Below are 20327 nucleotides of genomic sequence, written 5' to 3'. Positions count from 1 at the left end.
TAATTTCGCGCCTTTTTGTTTCTATGGAAGCAAAAAGTTTTTTTTCAAAGCGGGGAGCTTACCAGTAGGTTAGCGTTTGAACCCAAGATTTAGGAAATATCATGGCTAAGAAAGTTGAAGCTTATATCAAGTTGCAAGTTGCAGCAGGTATGGCGAATCCAAGTCCACCGGTTGGTCCTGCACTAGGTCAGCACGGTGTGAACATCATGGAATTCTGTAAAGCGTTTAATGCAAAAACAGAATCTGTTGAGAAAGGTCTACCGATCCCTGTTGTTATCTCTGTATACAGCGACCGCTCTTTCACGTTTGTAACTAAGACTCCACCTGCTGCTGTTCTTCTTAAGAAAGCTGCTGGCGTTAAGTCTGGTTCAGGTCGTCCGAACACTGAGAAAGTTGGTACTGTTACTGACGCTCAAGTTCAAGAGATCGCAGAAACTAAAGCTGCAGACATGACTGGCGCAGACATCGAAGCGATGAAGCGTTCTATCGCAGGTACTGCTCGTTCAATGGGCCTAGTGGTAGAGGGATAAGATCATGGCAAAACTTACTAAGCGTATGCGCGTAATCCGCGACAAAGTTGAAGTAACTAAAGAATACGAAATCAACGAAGCAGTAGCTCTTCTTAAAGAACTTGCTACAGCTAAATTCGTTGAATCAGTTGATGTAGCTATTAACCTAGGCATCGATGCTCGTAAATCTGACCAGAACGTACGTGGTGCAACTGTACTTCCGCACGGTACTGGCCGCGAAATCCGCGTAGCAGTGTTCACTCAAGGTGCAAACGCTGAAGCAGCTAAAGCAGCTGGCGCAGACATCGTAGGTATGGAAGATCTTGCTGAGCAAGTTAAGAAAGGCGAAATGAACTTCGACGTAGTTGTAGCATCTCCAGATGCAATGCGCGTTGTTGGTCAACTTGGTACTATCTTAGGTCCACGCGGTCTTATGCCAAACCCTAAAGTTGGTACTGTAACTCCTAACGTTGCTGAAGCAGTTAAAAATGCTAAAGCTGGTCAGGTTCGTTACCGTAACGACAAAAATGGCATCATCCACACAACTATCGGCAAAGCTACTTTCGAAGCAGAGCAACTAAAAGAGAACTTAGAAACTCTTCTTGTTGCACTTAAGAAAGCTAAGCCGTCTTCAGCGAAAGGTGTTTTCCTGAAGAAAGTGAGCATCTCTACTACTATGGGTGCTGGCGTTTCTGTGGATCAAGCAAGCCTGAATACTCAAGCTAGCTAATTTGCAATGGCGACAAATTAGTGTATAATTTGCCGCCTAATAAATTGTGGTTGGGGTGATAATTGAAGCAATTCAATATCATCTCTCTCCAAGACCGTAGGCGTTACTATTTTCTGAAAGGAAGGTAGCAACTTAATAAAACCTACGTAGACAGTATCAGATAAGTTTCATCTGAAAAGATGGAAGTGACCTAATACTGTAAACGCTCATAATGTTTTGTTATGAGTGCTGTAATCACAACCAGAGGTTAATCCAAATGGCTTTAAATCTTCAAGACAAAAAAGCAATTGTTGCTGAAGTCAACGAAGCAGCCAGTGGTGCACTTTCTGCAGTTGTAGCTGATTCTCGTGGCGTTACAGTTGGCGCGATGACTTCTCTACGTAAACAAGCTCGCGAAGCGGGTGTTTACATGAGAGTTGTGCGTAACACACTAGCACGCCGTGCAGTAGAAGGTACTGAGTACGAGTGTCTACAAGACACTTTTACTGGTCCTAGCCTACTTGCGTTCTCTAATGAGCACCCTGGTGCTGCAGCGCGTCTTTTTAAAGACTTCGCTAAAGAGAACAAAAATTTCGAGATCAAAGCTGCTGCATTTGAAGGCGCAGTTACTGATGCTGAATTACTAGCGACACTACCAACTTACGACGAAGCTATTGCACGCCTAATGATGTGCATGAAAGAAGCTTCAGCTGGCAAGCTGGTACGTACTATCGCTGCTGTTCGCGACCAAAAAGAAGAAGCGGCTGCATAAGCCTTGCTTTAATCTGGTTGCAAAATATACTAATTGTTGACTTAAAAGAGAATTGTTATGTCTATTACTAACGAGCAAATCCTAGACGCAGTTGCAGAAATGTCTGTAATGCAAGTTGTTGAGCTTATCGAAGCTATGGAAGAGAAATTCGGTGTTACTGCTGCTGCTGCAGTAGTTGCAGGCGGCGCAGCTGGCGGCGACGCTGCTGAAGAGCAAACTGAATTCGACGTAGTTCTTACTGCTGTTGGCGGTAACAAAGTATCTGTTATCAAAGCAGTACGTGGCGCTACAGGTCTAGGCCTGAAAGAAGCTAAGGGTCTTGTAGACTCAGCTCCAGCACCTCTAAAAGAAGGCGTTGACAAAGCTGAAGCTGAAGCTCTTAAAGCACAGCTAGAAGAAGCTGGCGCGACTGTTGAAATCAAGTAATTATTACTTAATTTCATAGCCGTAAGGCTAGTGGCTGGTGGTTTATTAACCACCGGCCTTTTTGCGCTGTAGGGTTTAGGTGAATTTTCCCGCTGTTTAAGCACCTTATATCCAAGCAAAAAAACGAATCAACACAACTCGTTGTTTCGTACTACAGTAAACAGTTGTTTAGTCACTGTCCCTTACCCCCCTTAAGTAACTAGGAGCGGGCGGACAGTTTGGGTCACTTATCAGCGAGCTGAGGAACCCCATGGTTTACTCTTATACCGAGAAAAAGCGCATCCGTAAGGATTTTGGTACTCGTCCGCAAGTTTTGGACATTCCATACCTACTATCGATCCAGCTTGATTCGTTCGACAAGTTCATTGAACAGGATCCTGAAGGTCAATACGGTCTAGAAGCGGCTTTTCGTTCTGTATTTCCAATTCAGAGCTACAACGGCAATTCGGAGCTGCAATACGTTAGCTATCGTCTTGGTGAACCGGTTTTTGATGTTAAAGAATGTCAAATCCGCGGTGTTACATATTCAAAACCACTACGCGTTAAACTGCGTCTAGTTGTATTTGATAAAGACGCACCGGCAGGTACCGTTAAAGATATTAAAGAACAAGAAGTCTACATGGGCGAAATCCCATTGATGACTGACAATGGTACCTTCGTAATCAATGGTACTGAGAGGGTTATCGTATCCCAGCTGCACCGAAGCCCAGGCGTGTTCTTCGACAGCGATAAGGGTAAGACCCACTCTTCAGGCAAAGTATTATATAACGCACGCGTTATTCCTTACCGCGGCTCATGGTTAGACTTTGAGTTCGATCCTAAGGATAACTTGTACGTACGTATTGACCGTCGTCGTAAGCTACCTGCATCGATCATTCTTCGTGCACTTAATAAAACGACAGAAGAAATCCTAGATATCTTCTTCGACAAAGTGAACTTCGAAGTGAAAGACCAAACTCTTCTTATGGAGTTGGTACCTGATCGCTTGCGTGGTGAAACTGCGTCTTTCGACATCGAGTCAAACGGTAAAACTTACGTTGAAACTGGCCGTCGTGTTACGGCTCGCCACATCCGTCAACTTGAAAAAGATGGCGTTGAGCACATCGAAGTACCAGTAGAGTACATCGTTGGGAAAGTTGCATCTAAAGATTATATCAACGAAGCAACTGGCGAAATCATCGTAGGGGCGAACCAAGAGATCAGCCTTGAAGCACTCGCTAACCTGTCACAAGCAGGTGTTAAGCAGCTACAAGTTCTGTTCACTAACGACCTGGATCACGGTCCATTCATGTCTGATACTTTACGTGTCGACAGCACCGTTGATCGCATCTCTGCATTGGTAGAAATCTACCGCATGATGCGCCCAGGCGAGCCACCAACAAAAGAAGCAGCAGAAGCGCTTTTCCATAGCCTATTCTTCTCAGAAGAACGCTACGACCTATCAACTGTAGGCCGTATGAAGTTCAACAGCTCAATTGAGCGTGAAGATGCTCTAGAGCAAGGCACACTTGACGAATCAGACATCGTTGAAGTGATGAAGAAGCTGATCGGTATCCGTAACGGTATCGGTGAAGTCGATGATATCGACCACCTTGGTAACCGTCGTATCCGTTCTGTTGGTGAAATGGCTGAAAACCAATTCCGTGTTGGTCTTGTACGTGTTGAACGTGCAGTTAAAGAGCGCCTAAGCCTTGGTGACCTTGATGCAATCATGCCTCAAGATCTTATCAATGCTAAGCCGATCTCTGCCGCGGTTAAAGAATTCTTTGGCTCTTCACAGCTTTCACAGTTTATGGACCAAAACAACCCGTTGTCAGAAGTAACGCATAAGCGTCGTATCTCTGCATTGGGTTCAGGTGGTCTTACACGTGAACGCGCAGGCTTTGAAGTACGTGATGTTCACGTAACTCACTACGGTCGACTATGTCCGATCGAAACGCCTGAAGGTCCAAACATCGGTCTAATTAACTCATTATCAGCGTTTGCACGTTGTAACGACTACGGTTTCCTAGAAACTCCGTACCGTCGTGTTGTTGATGGTGTAGTTACAGAAGACGTGGATTACCTTTCGGCAATCCAAGAAGGTCAGTTCATCATTGCACAGGCTAACTCGACTCTAACGGAAGAATCTACTTTCGAAGAAGAGCTAGTTACTGCCCGTCAAAAAGGTGAATCTGGTCTACACCCACGTGATCAAGTGGATTACATGGACGTTGCAACCAACCAGGTTGTATCAGTAGCGGCATCGCTAATTCCATTCCTTGAACACGATGATGCGAACCGTGCATTGATGGGTGCGAACATGCAACGTCAGGCTGTTCCAACTCTACGCGCCGACAAACCTCTAGTAGGTACTGGTATCGAGCGTAACGTAGCGGTGGACTCTGGTGTTACAGCTGTAGCGAAACGTGGCGGTATGGTGCAGTCAGTAGACGCATCTCGCATCGTAGTTAAAGTAAATGAAGACGAGCTGGTTCCTGGTGAAGCAGGCATCGACATTTACAACCTAACTAAGTACACACGTTCGAACCAAAACACATGTATCAACCAACGCCCTACAGTGCTACCTGGTGAACCAGTTGCACGTGGTGATGTTCTTGCTGATGGTCCTTCAACCGACCTTGGTGAACTAGCGCTTGGCCAAAACATGCGTATCGCGTTCATGCCGTGGAATGGTTACAACTTCGAGGATTCAATCCTTGTTTCTGAGCGTGTCGTTCAGGAAGACCGTTTCACTACTATCCACATCCAAGAGCTTTCTTGTGTGGCGCGTGATACTAAGTTGGGTTCTGAAGAGATCACAGCTGATATTCCAAACGTAGGTGAGTCTGCTCTGTCTAAACTAGACGAGTCAGGTATCGTTTACATTGGTGCTGAAGTTAAGGGTGGCGACATCCTAGTTGGTAAAGTAACGCCTAAAGGCGAAACACAACTGACTCCTGAAGAGAAACTACTACGAGCTATCTTCGGCGAAAAAGCATCAGATGTTAAAGATACATCACTACGTGTACCAAACTCTGTTTCAGGTACGATCATTGATGTTCAAGTTTTCACTCGCGATGGCGTAGAGAAAGACAAGCGTGCGCTTGAAATTGAACAAATGCAGCTTAAAGAAGCGAAGAAAGACCTTACTGAAGAATTCCAGATTCTTGAAGGTGGTCTACTAGCGCGTGTTAAAGCAGTATTGATCAACGGTGGTTACTCTGAAGCTAAGCTAGATACGATTGATCGTAAGAGATGGTTAGAGCAAACGCTAGACGACGAAAACCTACAGAATCAACTAGAGCAACTAGCTGAGCAGTGGGATGAGCTGAAAGCAGACTTCGATAAGAAGTTTGAAAGTAAGCGTCGTAAAATCACTCAAGGTGATGACCTAGCGCCTGGCGTTCTTAAGATCGTGAAAGTTTACCTAGCGGTTAAACGTCGTATCCAGCCTGGTGATAAAATGGCCGGTCGTCACGGTAACAAAGGTGTAATCTCTAAGATTAACCCTGTTGAAGACATGCCATACGATGAAAAAGGTCAGCCTGTAGACATCGTATTGAACCCACTGGGTGTACCGTCACGTATGAACATCGGTCAGATCCTTGAAGTTCATATGGGTCTGGCTGCGAAAGGTGTTGGTGACAAGATCAACCAAATGTTGAAAGAGCAACAAGAACTGCATAAGTTCCGCAATTTCTTACAAGAGGTTTACGATCTTGGCGATACTCGTCAGAAAGTCGACATTGCAGCGTTGTCTGATGATGAAGTTCGCACACTAGTGAAGAACTTGCGTGGTGGTCTACCGATCGCAACGCCAATCTTCGATGGTGCACCTGAGTCATCAATCAAAGAACTATTGAAACTTGTAGATCTGCCAGAATCTGGTCAGCTACGCTTATTTGATGGTCGTACTGGTGATGAGTTTGAGCGTCCTGTAACTGTAGGTTACATGTACATGCTGAAACTGAACCACCTTGTTGATGACAAGATGCATGCGCGTTCAACTGGTTCTTACAGCCTAGTAACTCAGCAACCACTTGGTGGTAAAGCTCAGTTCGGTGGCCAACGTTTCGGTGAGATGGAAGTATGGGCACTAGAAGCATACGGTGCCGCTTACACTCTACAAGAAATGTTGACAGTGAAATCAGATGACGTGAACGGCCGTACTAAGATGTACAAAAACATCGTAGACGGTGATCACAGCATGGAACCTGGTATGCCTGAATCGTTCAACGTATTGTTGAAAGAGATTCGCTCGCTAGGTATCAACATCGAGCTAGAAGACGAAGAGTAATCCCTCCTCTTTATTTAAAGAAGATAGGATTATTTGGTAGAAAGGTGCTCACTGAGAAATCGGTGAGCTCCTTTTAACTCCTTACAGGAGCTGATTGTGAAAGACTTATTAAACTTTCTAAAAGCACAGCATAAGACCGAAGAATTTGATGCAATCAAAATCGGTCTATCTTCACCAGACATGATCCGTTCATGGTCTTTTGGTGAAGTTAAGAAACCTGAGACTATTAACTATCGTACGTTCAAACCTGAGCGTGATGGTTTGTTCTGTGCGCGTATTTTTGGTCCAGTAAAAGATTACGAATGTCTTTGTGGCAAATACAAGCGCCTGAAGCACCGTGGTGTTATCTGTGAGAAGTGTGGCGTTGAAGTTACACAAACTAAAGTTCGTCGTGACCGTATGGGCCACATCGAGCTAGCATCTCCAGTTGCTCACATCTGGTTCCTTAAATCACTACCGTCTCGTATCGGTCTACTAATGGATATCCCACTGCGTGATATCGAGCGTGTTCTTTACTTCGAAATGTACGTAGTAACTGAACCTGGTATGACTGATCTAGAAAAATCTCAAATGCTTACAGAAGAAGAGTATTTGGATCGTCTAGAAGAGTGGGGTGACGAGTTCACAGCTAAGATGGGTGCGGAAGCGATCAAAGATCTGCTTTCAACTATGGATCTATCTGCTGAAGCTGAACAAATGCGCGAAGAGTTGGAAACAACTAACTCTGAAACTAAGCGTAAAAAAGTTACTAAGCGTCTGAAAATCGTTGAAGCATTCATTCTATCTGGTAACAACCCAGAGTGGATGATCCTTAACGTTCTTCCGGTTCTACCGCCAGATCTTCGTCCTCTAGTACCACTAGATGGCGGTCGCTTTGCGACTTCTGATCTGAACGACCTTTACCGTCGCGTAATTAACCGTAACAACCGCTTGAAGCGTCTTCTAGAGCTAGCGGCTCCAGACATCATCGTACGTAACGAAAAGCGTATGTTGCAAGAGTCTGTTGATGCCCTTCTAGATAACGGTCGTCGCGGTCGTGCGATTACGGGTTCTAACAAGCGTCCTTTGAAGTCTCTTGCTGATATGATCAAGGGTAAGCAAGGTCGTTTCCGTCAGAACCTTCTAGGTAAACGTGTAGACTACTCTGGCCGTTCTGTAATCACAGTAGGTCCATACCTTCGTCTGCACCAGTGTGGTCTTCCTAAGAAGATGGCACTTGAGCTATTTAAACCATTCATCTACAGCAAGCTAGAAACTCGTGGCATGGCGACGACGATCAAAGCAGCTAAGAAAATGGTAGAGCGTGAAGAGCCTATCGTATGGGATATCCTAGACGAAGTTATTCGCGAACACCCAGTACTATTGAACCGTGCACCAACACTTCACCGTCTTGGTATTCAGGCATTCGAACCAGTACTAATCGAAGGTAAAGCAATTCAGCTTCACCCACTCGTGTGTGCGGCATATAACGCCGACTTCGATGGTGACCAGATGGCGGTACACGTACCTCTAACTCTGGAAGCTCAACTTGAAGCTCGTACCCTAATGATGTCGACGAATAACATTCTGTCGCCAGCATCAGGTGATCCAATCATCGTTCCTTCACAGGATGTTGTATTGGGTCTGTACTACATGACTCGTGAGATGATCAACGCGAAAGGCGAAGGTATGTACCTTGCTGGCCCTGCTGAAGCAGAAAAAGCATACCGTACTAAGTCTGTTGAACTACACACACGCGTTAAAGTACGCATCAGCGAAACTGTTGTTGATGAAGATGGTAACTCAACGTCTTCAACTGGCATGGTAGATACGACTGTAGGTCGTGCAATGCTATGGCAAATCGTGCCTAAAGGCCTACCGTTTAGCATCGTTAACCAAAAGCTGGGCAAGAAGCAAATTTCTACCCTACTTAACGAGTGTTACCGTAAGCTTGGTCTTAAAGACACAGTAATCTTCGCTGACCAAATTATGTACACAGGTTTTGCTTACGCAGCACTTTCAGGTGTTTCTGTTGGTATCGACGATATGGTTGTACCGGCTGCGAAATACACTGAGATTTCAGCGGCAGAAGAAGAAGTACGTGAAATCCAGGATCAATTCCAATCAGGTCTTGTTACTGCGGGTGAGCGTTACAACAAAGTTATCGATATCTGGGCATCTACGAATGACCGTGTTGCGAAAGCAATGATGGATAACCTTTCTTCTGAAACTGTTATCAACCGTGATGGCGAAGAAGAACAGCAAGAATCGTTCAACAGCATCTACATGATGGCCGACTCAGGAGCTCGTGGTTCTGCCGCGCAGATCCGTCAGCTAGCAGGTATGCGTGGTCTGATGGCGCGTCCAGATGGTTCAATCATCGAAACGCCAATCACAGCAAACTTTAAAGAAGGCTTGAACGTACTTCAGTACTTTATCTCAACGCACGGTGCTCGTAAAGGTCTTGCGGATACAGCACTGAAAACAGCGAACTCCGGTTACCTAACGCGTCGTCTAGTAGACGTAGCGCAAGATGTTGTTGTTCATGAGCACGATTGTGGTACTCATGAAGGTATCTCTATGATGCCTCACATCGAAGGTGGTGACGTTAAAGTTGCACTGTCTGAGCTAGCGCTTGGTCGTGTAGTTGCGGAAGACGTACTTAAGCCTGGTACTGAAGATGTACTGATCCCACGTAATACTCTGATTGATGAGAAGTGGTGTCAAATCATGGAAGAGAACTCTGTAGATAGCATGAAAGTGCGCTCAGTAGTTACCTGTGATGCAGACTTCGGTTGTTGTGCACAGTGTTACGGTCGTGACCTAGCACGTGGTCACCTAGTGAACCAAGGTGAAGCAGTTGGCGTTATCGCTGCTCAGTCTATCGGTGAGCCGGGTACACAGCTTACGATGCGTACGTTCCACATCGGTGGTGCAGCATCTACAGCCGCAGCAGAAAACAGCATTCAAGCGAAGACAACGGGTACCGTTAAACTTCACAATGCTAAGTTTGTAACCAACAAAGAAGATAAGCTTGTTATTACTTCTCGTGCATCTGAACTGACCATCATTGATGAGTTCGGTCGTACGAAAGAGAAGCACAAACTTCCTTACGGTTCTATCTTAAGCAAGAAAGACAACGATTCAGTAGCTGCAGGCGACATCGTAGCTAACTGGGAAGCGCACACCATGCCAATCATCACTGAAGTGGCAGGTCGTATCCAATTCGTTGACATGATTGACGGTGTTACTGTTGCTCGCCAAACAGATGACCTTACCGGTCTATCTTCAAGTGAAGTAACTGACCCAGCTCAACGTCCTTCTGCTGGTAAAGATATGCGTCCAGCTGTGAAGCTAGTTGATGCTGCCGGTAACGATGTAATGATCCCTGGTACTGAAATGCCAGCTCACTACTTCCTACCAGGTAAAGCAATCGTACAGCTTGAAGATGGCGCTGAGGTAGGTGTGGGTGATACGCTTTCACGTATTCCTCAAAAATCTAGTGGTAACAAAGATATCACTGGTGGTCTACCTCGAGTAGCCGACCTATTTGAAGCTCGTAAGCCTAAAGAGCCTGCAATTCTTGCAGAGCACACAGGTACAGTATCATTTGGTAAAGAGACTAAAGGTAAACGTCGTCTAGTCATCACTCGCGAAGGCGATGAGCACTACGAAGAGATGATTCCTAAGCATCGCCAATTGAACGTATTTGAAGGTGAGAAGGTTGAACGTGGCGATGTAATCGCAGACGGTCCAGAAACTCCGCATGACATTCTACGTCTACGTGGCATCCGTGCAGTAACGGAATACATCGCGAACGAAGTTCAAGAAGTATACCGTCTGCAAGGCGTTAAGATTAACGATAAGCACATTGAGACTATCGTTCGTCAAATGCTACGTAAGTGTACAATTAGCACTGCTGGTGATTCTAACTTCTTACCTGGTGAGCAAGTTGAGTACCATAACGTTAAGATTGCTAACCGTGCTCTTGAAGCTGAAGGTAAGCAACCTGCTACGTACCAACGTGATCTTCTAGGTATTACGAAAGCGTCTCTTGCGACTGAGTCATTTATCTCAGCTGCATCGTTCCAAGAAACAACTCGCGTACTAACAGAAGCTGCGGTTTCTGGTAAGCGTGATGAGTTACGTGGTCTGAAAGAGAACGTAATTGTTGGTCGTCTGATCCCTGCTGGTACTGGTTTTGCCTACCACCAAGAGCGTCAGAAGCAACGCGAAGAACAGAAAGCACCTACGGGTCCTTCTGCTGAGCAAGCAACCGACAACCTAGCAGCATTGCTAAATGCGGGTTTCTCGTCTGACGAGTAATCAAAACGCATAATAAAAAAGGCACCGAAAGGTGCCTTTTTTGTATCTAGAGCATATGCTTGTGATTGATATGACCTAAATAAAAAGGGCTGAAGCAATAGCATCAACCCTCAACATTTTCTAGCCGCTCCTGGCGGTACGGCCAAACTATCAGCGATAAGCTTGATTAACTGATCTTCAACTTCAAATCGAGTTTCAACAATCTCACCAATCAGTGATAGCTCACTCTCCAATTGCTCTAAACGATCGTCTTCAGCTACATTAGCGTACTTATCAGTGAAGTTGAGCAATGGATCTGTGGTTAGAACAATATTGCCATATGCGGCATTGATATCATCTGTTGGCGAATAACCGGTTGAGTTCCAGCGATCCATGACCATATCGTAAATTTTGAAATGGCCTTCAGAGATGTAATCAACTAGGTGTTGGCAGAAGAGTTGCAGTTCTTTGGGGGAAGGTAAGCTGGACACTGAAGGATTCTTGGCCGCTTGCGGTGCGGCAAGCTTGCAGTACTCCACGATCAAAGATTGTCGTGTATCTAGCCAATGATCAATGACCTCACTAGAGCCACCCCATTGTTCTTGTACTTGTTTGAATTTATTGAGCATGACCATGTCCTCATGATCCGATCGCCAATCGGAGATCGATAACCTCTGCGAGCAAAGGGGTCCATATAATATGCAAAAATATTGCGGTATATAGAATATATAGCTGTAAAATGAATCAGCTACAAACTCTAACGTGAAATTTAGATTGCCAGCAAAATGAACGAACTGCAAGTATAGGGAGGATCCGATGGTAAAAAATGACGGACAGGCATACTGGTGCATAGTCGAAGGAAGTGAGGTATGGGTACAAAATGGAGAATTGCCATTTAACCCTGCAAGTCAGTTAGAATTTGACGTTGAAAGCGCAGTGCAGGTTGGAACTTATAACAAATACCCTGTTTATTGGTTGAATGCGGTGGAAATCGAACAGCCTCTAACTATGGTTTCATTACGAGACCTTTTGCACTTTCCAGAACCCTTATTTCTTCTGATCAGCCGTGCAATTCAGTTGGGGCATATGACTCAAACGATTCGGTTTTGTCCTCAATGTGGTGGTCGTACTCATTTAAATTTAAATCAGTTGGCAATGCAATGTAAGGACTGCCGAACGTTACATTATCCTCGTATATTTCCATGCATTATTGTCGCCGTTAGAAAAGGTCATCAGGTTCTGCTAGCGCAACACCCTCGTCACAAAGGTGATATGTACACTGTTATCGCAGGTTTTGTCGAGGTTGGTGAGACTTTGGAGCAATGCGTCGCGCGTGAAGTCAAAGAAGAAACCGGAATAGATGTTTGTAACATTCGGTATCAAGGTAGCCAACCGTGGGCATTTCCATCCAGTTTGATGGTCGGCTTCTTTGCTGACTACGCTGGTGGCGAAATAAAACCAGACTATAACGAACTTAGTGATGCGCAGTGGTTCGATTTTGATAATCTTCCGGAAGTCGCTCCGAGGGGGACAATAGCTCGTGAACTCATTGATAATTTAGGTGAAAAAATAGCAAAGGACAGATAAAAAAAACCTCCGGGGTTGCCGGAGGGGTAAGTAAGATGTCGTTATGAGATTTGAGCATCAAGAGCTCAATTATTATAATTTTCGCTAGCGAACAAATTTTTAACATGAGCTCTATTAGTAAGCAAACTCCCTATTGATTTTATCTTTAATAACATGATCTAGCCTGCAAAGTACGGATATCCATAGTGAAAAGAAATGCTAGAATAGCGTAATCAAACTTATATCTATAAAGAGAATGAAGTCGGAATGTCTGAATTAAAAAATGACCGTTATTTACGAGCTCTACTAAAAGAACCAGTTGATTACACTCCTGTCTGGATGATGCGTCAGGCTGGCCGTTACCTTCCTGAATACAAAGCAACGCGTGCGCAAGCTGGTGATTTTATGTCTCTGTGTAAAAATGCAGAGCTGGCTTCAGAAGTAACACTTCAACCTCTACGTCGTTTCCCGTTAGATGCGGCGATTCTATTCTCAGATATCCTGACAATTCCTGATGCAATGGGCTTAGGTTTGTACTTCGAAACGGGAGAAGGGCCGAAATTCGAACGTCCGATTACCTGTAAAGCGGATGTCGATAAGATTGGCCTGCCTGATCCTGAAGGCGAATTACAATACGTAATGAATGCCGTTCGCCAGATCCGTAAAGATTTACAAGGCGAAGTTCCGCTGATCGGTTTCTCTGGTAGCCCATGGACACTGGCGACGTATATGGTTGAAGGTGGAAGCTCGAAAGCCTTTACTAAAATTAAGAAAATGATGTACGCCGAGCCAGCAACGCTGCACCTACTGCTTGATAAGTTAGCAGACAGCGTGATCGAGTATTTAAATGCTCAAATTAAAGCTGGCGCTCAATCTGTGATGGTATTTGATACATGGGGTGGTGTATTAACGCCTCGTGACTACAACGAATTCTCGCTTCGCTACATGCACAAAATTGTTGATGGCTTGATTCGCGAAAATGACGGCCGTCGCGTTCCTGTGACGCTGTTTACTAAAAATGGTGGTATGTGGCTAGAGTCTATCGCTGCGACAGGTTGTGATGCTGTAGGCCTTGATTGGACGATTAATATTGCAGATGCGAAAGCTCGTATCGGCGACAAAGTGGCATTACAAGGCAACATGGACCCATCTATGCTTTACGCGGCGCCTGAGCGCATTCGCCAAGAAGTAGGGACGATACTTGAAGGCTTCGGTGATGGTGGTACGGGTCATGTATTCAACTTAGGCCATGGTATTCACCTAGATGTGCCACCTGAAAATGCAGGCGTATTTGTTGAAGCGGTGCATGATTTATCTAAACCATATCACAAGTAACTCAACATTAAGCCGGCTCTCTTAGCCGGCTTTTTTTATGTCTCTCACTAGGCATAGCTTCAATTAGATCATAGTAACCCAAATGCTATGTAATCCTCGCTAGCCCTAAGTTTATGCCCATAAAAACATAACGTTAAGATGTTTTGGTCGTGTTGGTGTACAGCAAAATCTAAGGAGGGGTTACTGGTGGGTCAAAGCTAGCTGTGCAACTTTGGCTCGTAGCGCTGGCACGACTTGCGCTTCAAACCATGGATTTTTCTTTAGCCAAATAGCATTTCTTGGCGATGGGTGAGGAAGAGGAATGATGCTGTTCCAGTTTTGCCAGTTTCTTACCGTTTCAGTCAGTGTTTTTGGTTTGTTCTCTAAATATCGATTTTGCGCGTATTGGCCAATAACTAAAGTCAGTTCGATATTTGGAAGCGCATGTAATAGTGTAGAGTGCCATAATGGCGCACACTCTTTTCTGGGTGCCAAGTCTCCAGACTTCCCTTTGCCGGGGTAACACAGCCCCATTGGCACAATGGCTACTTTCTCATTGTCGTAGAAGTCGTCAGGTGTTAACTGTAACCACTGCCTTAACCTATCTCCGCTTGGATCATTCCATGGAATCCCGGTTTGATGCACTCGTAGGCCTGGAGCTTGCCCAATAATCAACAGACGAGCGTTTGCTCCAGCCTGAACAATAGGGTTAGCTCCATGAGATAAATGCTGGTGGCATAGATCACATTTACGAATCTGAGTAAGAAGCTCTGGTAAAGACATGACTTAATAACCTTTATTGAAGTCGACCAGATTGGTGAGTCTAAAGCCATCTCTCCAACGATTGTAGTTGTCGGTAAATTGCTCAAATACTTGGCTTGGAAAACTAAGCGCAGCAATGTGCGGCGTTAGGGTTATCTTAGGGTTGTGCCATAGCGCTGAATCAGCAGGTAACGGCTCTTGACGGAACACATCTAAGTAGGCGTGAGCAACGTAGCCGGATTCAATGGCATCAACAAGTGCTTGATCGTCGATGGCCTCTCCACGACCTACATTGAATAACAGTGCCTGTTGAGCTTGAGATAATACATCTTTGTTCAATATGTTTTCGGTCTGAGGTGTGTTGGGCAGGGTGTTTACAATAATATCGGCATCAGCGATGACGGAGTGAAGTTCACTAATATGGAAGGTGTGCTTGAATGGAGATGTTTTTGGTGGGATACCCGAGCTGTTGACTCCGCCCGTTTTCATGCCGAACACATTACATACGCGACCTAAATGACTGCCAATATCGCCACAACCTAAAATCAGAATCGACTTTTCATTGAGAGATTGGTATTGATGGGGTAGCCATTGACCGTCCGTTTGCTGCTGTTGATAACGAGCAAAATGGCGATAATAGTTAAGACTTTGACCGATCACGTATTCTGAAATCTGTTGGCCAAAAATGCCTTTTACATTGGTTAGACTATAATCAGTGCGTAGCTCTGGTGATACTAAGCTATCAATACCTGCGAAAGTGGACTGCAACCAATTAAGTTTAGGGAAATGCTCTAGCTGAGAGGCAATCATAGGGGGATCGGCGAGTATTATCTCAGCTTGACTCGGATCTTCTGTGATCTCGAGTTCTTCTAATGATGATTGCTTGATCAGCTCAATGTATTCACTGCGATCTTTAGAAAGAATATAGAGTTTATTGGTGAAATTATTCATAGGCTTGCTTTTTTCCTGAGTGGTTATCAAGTACACTTCCGCTGTCTTTTTCTACAACCTTTGAGTCTCTATGTTACAGAATCCAATTCAAGTTAGGCTTGAAAAGCTTGAGCCATGGCAACAGATTACATTTATGGCTTCGCTATGTGAGCGTATGTACCCAAATTACGCTGTGTTTTGTGATAATACGGAATTTGCAGAAGCCCGTATCTATAAAGATATTCTAGACAGTGTTTGGGAAATTTTGACGGTAAAAACTGCAAAAGTGAATTTTGAGCGCCAATTAGAAAAATTGGAAGAGCTAATTCCATCTTCTGAAGATTTTGATTTCTATGGCGTTCACCCTGCCATTGATGCCTGTTTTGGTTTGTCGACGTTACTTCATGGTTTGTTAGACCGAGATTATCTATTTGAATCTTTGATCAAAGTGAGTCAAAAGTCAGTAGAGACAGTGGCGATGTTAGAAGAAGCGAAGTCAGGGACTGAGATCACGAACGAAAACCAAAAAGAAAACGAAGCAGTTTGTGAAGAGTGGGACGCGCAATGGGCTATCTTCAGGCCTTTGAGAGAATGCGAAGCACGTGATATCGATTTGATTAAAGACTTACGTATGGAATTGCGTGATGAAGGCGTAAGTAATATCGGTCTCGCTTTAGATTAACGTCTATCCAATGGATGGCACATATTTTATGAATGGGAGCTAACGCTCCCTTTTTTATGTCCGTCACAAAGCACTAGTGATTTAAACTAACTAATTCAATGGAACTAGTGAAAAATACCACTATCCGATTTAATGTTGAACATAGTTACTTATTTAATTTGTCAGCCTTGCTCCGTGTCGTACATCGGTTTATAAAACATTATTCGACATCAAATAATTGGTAGAAAAAATGAAATTGGCGGGTAAAGACATCGCAGCATTAGGCTTTATGACCTTTGCTATGTATCTAGGGGCAGGTAATTTAATATTTCCACCTTTGTTGGGCTACCTGGCGGGTGAAAACTTGGCCATTAGTATGGTGGGTTTTTTGATTACAGGAGTTGGGCTTCCAGCGCTTGCTTTGGTAGTAATTGCATTGGTCAACGGCTCTGACAATTTGACTAAGGCCTTCCCACGTAAGATTGCTATTGGTTTTTGGGTGATGTTATTTATCGTTATTGGCCCTGCATTTGCCATTCCTCGTGCTATTACGGTCGCCTACCAATTTACATTTTCCCCTTTTATTGGCGATGCTGGTCTAGTGTGGTTTTCTGCCGCATTCTGTTTGGTTGCAATACTATTTTCTATGTACCCTGGAAAGTTGGTTTCTAGCTTAGGGAAGCTACTCACACCTTTGCTGGTGGTTATTCTAACCATTCTAGCTGGTGCCGCTTTTTTGTTTCCGTCAGGGGACTTTTCGGTTGCTCAAGGCGACTACGTTGATGGTGCATTATCGCAAGGTTTGACTCAAGGTTACATGACGATGGATGCTCTAGGATCTATCGGCTTTGGTTGGATTATTTTCAGAGCGATTCAAGGTATGGGGGTGAGTGAGCCCAAAGACATTACTCGATATACCTTAATGGCGGCAGGTATTTATGCTGCTGGTATTACATTGGTTTACTTAACGCTAGCGTATATCGGTTTAACGAGCCCAAGTTTGGGTTATGACTTTCAAAATGGTGGAGAAATTTTAACGGCCTTTACTCAGTTTCATTTTGGTTATACCGGAACGATCTTGTTGGGTGCTGTTATGTTGCTGGCTTGCCTGACAACCGCTATCGGTGTAACAACTGCTGCGGGTGAGTTCCATGCTAAGACTTTTCCTTGGTTTAAATACCGTACCTCGATTTGTAGTACGATGATTCTGGCGAGTTTGGTCGCAACCATAGGGTTGAGTCAGCTATTAACTATTACTTTACCTGCGGTTGTGGCACTTCACCCGATCGCGATTGCCCTATTGCTTACGGCATTATGCCGCCATTATTTGAGCCAAGCGTGGGTCATGATTGTGGTTGCTGTTGCGGCGTTATTTGGCCTGTTGGATGCTTGTCATATTTTAGGAGAAGTACCAGAGAGTTTGAGTCTGTTATGTGAGCAATACATGCCGCTTTATGATTTTCATGCGGCGTGGTTACTGCCAACGTTAATCTCACTTGTTGGTGGTGTCGTAATGAGCCGTAAACATCGCTTTGTGAGTTCGGCGGTTTAGTCAGATTCAAAGGCAGTATTGGGCGGCTTGAGCGACAAAAACAAAAAAAGGCATCACTGCCTTTTTTTGTTTATCTTAATAAAGATTAAGCGAGCAGCTTATTCATCATCGTCTTTGTTTTCGATTACCCCGTGCACTCGTTTCCATTGCTCCCAACGTTGGTAAGCAAGCTCTTGCATGTCATTGGTTTTATCGGCTTCATCGATGATTTCCTCACCGAGTAGATATTCGAAAATATCCTCTAAGGTTAATAGGCCCTGAATGGTGCCGTATTCATCGACAATCAAAGATAGCTGCAAACGTAAAGCCATCATCTGGTCGAATGCCTTAGGCAGAGGCATATTGTTGAGCAGCACATGAATTGGTCGCATTACCGTACCCAGTTGCTTTGCGCCAGAACCAGATTGTTGAAGTTTGAATAACTCCAATCGATGCACGAAACCAATGATATTGTCGCTTTGCTCGCTGTAGATCAGTGGTCGAGAAAATGGCGTTTCTTTATGTTCTGCTAGAAATTCATCAATTGTGGTTTCTGCATCCACTCGGAATACCACAGTACGTGGAGTCATGATGTTGGTAACCGGTACATCTTGAATGTTTAACAGGTTACTTAGTATTTTTGATTCGCCTTCTGCAAATTCACCCGACTCTCTTGCAAGCATAGCCATCGCTGATAGTTCATCACGCATTTTGGGTGGTTGATGGCCGCGAGCCAATCGTTTCGTGATTTGTTCTGAAAACCAAACGAACGGCTTAAGAGCGAAAACCATCCAGCGTAAAACCCCTGCGGTTGCTGGAGCCAGTTGACGCCAGTACGTAGCACCAATAGTTTTTGGAACAATTTCAGATAGAACTAGAATTCCGAGCGTTAGAACCGCTGAGAAAACACCGAGCCATTGGCTGCCAAATACCACAGCAGCTTGTGCACCTGCCGTTGCGGCACCAATCGTATGGGCGATGGTATTTAAAGTCAGGATTGAAGCCAGTGGACGATCTATATCTTCTTTTAGAGCCAAAAGGCCGCTGGCCGCTGGGTGTCCTTGCTGACGCAATTGAGCGATATAACTTGGGGAGATACTTAAAAGCACAGCTTCTAGTACCGAACAAACAAACGAAACTCCGATTGCAATGGAGACGTAAAATGTTAGCAGTAACATATTTTCCTACTGAAATAGTGATGGAATGCCATCAGAAAAGGTGCCAGCTACACGTTGTAGTGGCCAGATGGTTCCCTTAGATCTTGGTCTTCATTGAGCTAAAAACAAGCAGTAGCCCATAAAAACTAGTAACAATATGTGAAGCAGAACCCACAAAATGGTTAAAAACGCAACATAAGGGCAGATATGGTGCGACAAACCTTTGCCAGAACAGGTATTTATGATTTACAGTGAGTCAGTTTTCGAATTATCTACAAGAAGGGAAACCTAATGAACAAGACCCAACTAATCGACTCTATCGCTGAAAAAGCCGATCTTTCTAAAGCACAAGCAAAAGCAGCTCTAGAAGCATTGCTTGGTGGTGTAACTGATGCACTTAAAGAGGGTGATCAAGTTCAACTTATCGGTTTTGGTACATTTAAAGTAAATCACCGTGCAGCTCGCACTGGCCGTAACCCAAAAACTGGTGATGAAATCCAAATTGCAGCTGCGAATGTTCCAGCATTTGTTGCAGGTAAAGCACTGAAAGATTCACTGAAATAATCTATACTACGCCGAGTTCATTACTCGGCGTAGTTTTTTATGAAACGTCTACTGCTTATATCCGCGTTACTTGCAGCCATCGCCGGTTGCTCCTCTAGCGATCCGATTGCTAGTGCCTCACAATATTCAAACTTATCTGGTGGCCAGTCTGCTGGTGACTCAACCAGTTTCTATTGGTTAACAAAAAAACTAGGCAAACCGCATACCGCGGCCGACTTTGTCACCTCTGGTGATTATGGCTCTTATTCTACTGATTACCGTTGGGATGATGGTGTATTGAGAGAGTTGGTTCGTCAGGGCTTCCGATTACAGTCTCCTGTTGGCAGTGAAAACAATCCGCTAATCCCGTATCGGGTACATATTCGTTTTAGTGCTTCTGGTGAGGCTGTGTACCAGCAGTATCGGTTGGATGGTAAGGTTAGGCCTTTGAGCACCAATAACATTACTCGTTATCAGCAAGAAGCTCTATCGTTATACGATATCGTCAATGACCAACATGACGACAATCTAGAGTTAATTCAAGGCTACTGGGATGGTGAAACCTTCGAAACTTGCAATGGACGTGAATTTCAGCAGCTGGAGTTTAATCAAACATTGCCAAGCTTTGTGGTGAACCGTTTATCGTCGGTAGATAATTACGTCGCGCTCTTAGGCACTAAGGAAGCGAAAAAAGTATCGGTGTCTGAATTACTGATGCTATCTGATGATAACTATGACTGTGTGAAACGACCGTCGTGGATTGAAACGGAGTAACCCTTTCAGTATTCATCAATCTTAGAATAAAAAAGGCGCTCAATCTTGTATTGAGCGCCTTTTTATTACTTCGGTTGTATTAGCCAAATTGCTTAGAGGCTAATTACCAA

Annotated in this window: 16 protein-coding genes; 12 read left to right on the top strand and 4 right to left on the bottom strand. The window is 44.5% G+C overall.

Features of this window, described 5'->3' with window-relative positions; genetic code table 11:
• Nucleotides 1–101: 101 nt before the first annotated feature.
• The 6 genes from rplK (at nt 102) to rpoC (ending at nt 11000) form a co-directional block, all read left to right on the top strand.
• Nucleotides 102–530, top strand: a complete 429-nt coding sequence (rplK, locus tag VTAP4600_RS13700; protein ID WP_102523305.1) for a 50S ribosomal protein L11 — start codon at nt 102–104, stop codon at nt 528–530.
• Nucleotides 531–534: 4 nt separating this feature from the next.
• On the top strand, nt 535–1239 hold the full coding sequence (rplA, locus tag VTAP4600_RS13695; protein ID WP_102523304.1) for a 50S ribosomal protein L1: 705 nt from the start codon (nt 535–537) through the stop codon (nt 1237–1239).
• Between the two features lie 256 nt (nt 1240–1495).
• On the top strand, nt 1496–1990 hold the full coding sequence (gene rplJ / locus VTAP4600_RS13690) for a 50S ribosomal protein L10 (RefSeq protein WP_102523303.1): 495 nt from the start codon (nt 1496–1498) through the stop codon (nt 1988–1990).
• A 57-nt stretch (nt 1991–2047) separates the two neighbouring features.
• Nucleotides 2048–2416, top strand: coding sequence for a 50S ribosomal protein L7/L12 (rplL, locus tag VTAP4600_RS13685; RefSeq protein WP_102523302.1), 369 nt, complete (start codon nt 2048–2050; stop codon nt 2414–2416).
• Nucleotides 2417–2666: 250 nt separating this feature from the next.
• Nucleotides 2667–6695: a DNA-directed RNA polymerase subunit beta gene (gene rpoB, locus VTAP4600_RS13680; protein ID WP_102523301.1), complete on the top strand. Its 4029-nt coding sequence runs from the start codon at nt 2667–2669 to the stop codon at nt 6693–6695.
• 96 nt (nt 6696–6791) lie between these two features.
• Complete coding sequence (gene rpoC, locus VTAP4600_RS13675; protein WP_102523300.1) at nt 6792–11000, top strand: DNA-directed RNA polymerase subunit beta'; 4209 nt, start codon at nt 6792–6794, stop codon at nt 10998–11000.
• A gap of 110 nt (nt 11001–11110) precedes the next feature.
• Here the strand turns inward: rpoC and rsd are convergent, their stop codons facing one another.
• Nucleotides 11111–11614: a sigma D regulator gene (gene rsd / locus VTAP4600_RS13670; protein ID WP_172443121.1), complete on the bottom strand. Its 504-nt coding sequence runs from the start codon at nt 11612–11614 to the stop codon at nt 11111–11113.
• Nucleotides 11615–11795: 181 nt separating this feature from the next.
• Between rsd and nudC the strand changes: the two genes are divergently transcribed.
• Both nudC and hemE read left to right on the top strand, forming a co-directional pair.
• A complete protein-coding gene (gene nudC / locus VTAP4600_RS13665) occupies nt 11796–12566 on the top strand; it encodes an NAD(+) diphosphatase (protein WP_102523299.1) in 771 nt (256 codons plus the stop codon).
• A gap of 246 nt (nt 12567–12812) precedes the next feature.
• Nucleotides 12813–13880: a uroporphyrinogen decarboxylase gene (gene hemE, locus VTAP4600_RS13660; protein ID WP_102523298.1), complete on the top strand. Its 1068-nt coding sequence runs from the start codon at nt 12813–12815 to the stop codon at nt 13878–13880.
• Nucleotides 13881–14060: 180 nt separating this feature from the next.
• On the opposite strand, the gene VTAP4600_RS13655 is transcribed toward hemE, so the two are convergent.
• Both VTAP4600_RS13655 and VTAP4600_RS13650 read right to left on the bottom strand, forming a co-directional pair.
• A complete protein-coding gene (locus VTAP4600_RS13655; protein ID WP_102523297.1) occupies nt 14061–14642 on the bottom strand; it encodes a uracil-DNA glycosylase family protein in 582 nt (193 codons plus the stop codon).
• A gap of 3 nt (nt 14643–14645) precedes the next feature.
• The gene (locus VTAP4600_RS13650) at nt 14646–15572 is read right to left on the bottom strand and encodes a D-2-hydroxyacid dehydrogenase (protein WP_102523296.1); all 927 of its coding nucleotides are present in this window, start codon (nt 15570–15572) and stop codon (nt 14646–14648) included.
• 70 nt (nt 15573–15642) lie between these two features.
• Here VTAP4600_RS13650 and VTAP4600_RS13645 point away from each other — a divergent pair, with 70 nt between their 5' ends.
• Together VTAP4600_RS13645 and brnQ are read left to right on the top strand one after the other, a co-directional pair.
• Nucleotides 15643–16233 carry a YjaG family protein gene (locus tag VTAP4600_RS13645; protein WP_102523295.1) on the top strand — a complete coding sequence of 197 codons (591 nt, stop codon included), beginning with the start codon at nt 15643–15645 and terminating at the stop codon, nt 16231–16233.
• 229 nt (nt 16234–16462) lie between these two features.
• Complete coding sequence (gene brnQ, locus VTAP4600_RS13640; RefSeq protein WP_102523294.1) at nt 16463–17764, top strand: branched-chain amino acid transport system II carrier protein; 1302 nt, start codon at nt 16463–16465, stop codon at nt 17762–17764.
• A gap of 98 nt (nt 17765–17862) precedes the next feature.
• On the opposite strand, the gene VTAP4600_RS13635 is transcribed toward brnQ, so the two are convergent.
• On the bottom strand, nt 17863–18921 hold the full coding sequence (locus tag VTAP4600_RS13635; protein WP_102523293.1) for a CNNM domain-containing protein: 1059 nt from the start codon (nt 18919–18921) through the stop codon (nt 17863–17865).
• Nucleotides 18922–19191: 270 nt separating this feature from the next.
• On the opposite strand from VTAP4600_RS13635, the gene hupA reads away from it, so the two are divergent.
• Nucleotides 19192–19464 (top strand): nucleoid-associated protein HU-alpha, encoded by a 273-nt coding sequence (hupA, locus tag VTAP4600_RS13630; protein WP_102523292.1) that lies wholly within the window; start codon nt 19192–19194, stop codon nt 19462–19464.
• A 39-nt stretch (nt 19465–19503) separates the two neighbouring features.
• Nucleotides 19504–20217: a DUF1481 domain-containing protein gene (locus VTAP4600_RS13625; RefSeq protein ID WP_102523291.1), complete on the top strand. Its 714-nt coding sequence runs from the start codon at nt 19504–19506 to the stop codon at nt 20215–20217.
• The last annotated feature ends 110 nt before the right edge of the window (nt 20218–20327 follow it).

This window comes from Vibrio tapetis subsp. tapetis (genome assembly GCF_900233005.1).
In the GTDB taxonomy this organism is placed as follows: Bacteria; Pseudomonadota; Gammaproteobacteria; order Enterobacterales; family Vibrionaceae; genus Vibrio; species Vibrio tapetis.
Note: the sequence above shows the minus strand (reverse complement) of the source record. Positions and strands in the feature narration are given on the sequence as shown.

Bases quoted from the DNA above. Each gene is read 5' to 3' on its own strand.
- rplL (WP_102523302.1), top strand. From the start codon at position 2,048: ATGTCTATTACTAACGAGCAAATCCTAGACGCAGTTGCAGAAATGTCT.
- nudC (WP_102523299.1), top strand. From the start codon at position 11,796: ATGGTAAAAAATGACGGACAGGCATACTGGTGCATAGTCGAAGGAAGT.
- VTAP4600_RS13655 (WP_102523297.1), bottom strand. From the start codon at position 14,642: ATGTCTTTACCAGAGCTTCTTACTCAGATTCGTAAATGTGATCTATGC.
- rplA (WP_102523304.1), top strand. From the start codon at position 535: ATGGCAAAACTTACTAAGCGTATGCGCGTAATCCGCGACAAAGTTGAA.
- brnQ (WP_102523294.1), top strand. From the start codon at position 16,463: ATGAAATTGGCGGGTAAAGACATCGCAGCATTAGGCTTTATGACCTTT.
- hemE (WP_102523298.1), top strand. From the start codon at position 12,813: ATGTCTGAATTAAAAAATGACCGTTATTTACGAGCTCTACTAAAAGAA.
- hupA (WP_102523292.1), top strand. From the start codon at position 19,192: ATGAACAAGACCCAACTAATCGACTCTATCGCTGAAAAAGCCGATCTT.
- rplJ (WP_102523303.1), top strand. From the start codon at position 1,496: ATGGCTTTAAATCTTCAAGACAAAAAAGCAATTGTTGCTGAAGTCAAC.
- VTAP4600_RS13635 (WP_102523293.1), bottom strand. From the start codon at position 18,921: ATGTTACTGCTAACATTTTACGTCTCCATTGCAATCGGAGTTTCGTTT.
- rpoB (WP_102523301.1), top strand. From the start codon at position 2,667: ATGGTTTACTCTTATACCGAGAAAAAGCGCATCCGTAAGGATTTTGGT.
- rsd (WP_172443121.1), bottom strand. From the start codon at position 11,614: ATGGTCATGCTCAATAAATTCAAACAAGTACAAGAACAATGGGGTGGC.
- VTAP4600_RS13645 (WP_102523295.1), top strand. From the start codon at position 15,643: ATGTTACAGAATCCAATTCAAGTTAGGCTTGAAAAGCTTGAGCCATGG.
- VTAP4600_RS13650 (WP_102523296.1), bottom strand. From the start codon at position 15,572: ATGAATAATTTCACCAATAAACTCTATATTCTTTCTAAAGATCGCAGT.
- rplK (WP_102523305.1), top strand. From the start codon at position 102: ATGGCTAAGAAAGTTGAAGCTTATATCAAGTTGCAAGTTGCAGCAGGT.
- VTAP4600_RS13625 (WP_102523291.1), top strand. From the start codon at position 19,504: ATGAAACGTCTACTGCTTATATCCGCGTTACTTGCAGCCATCGCCGGT.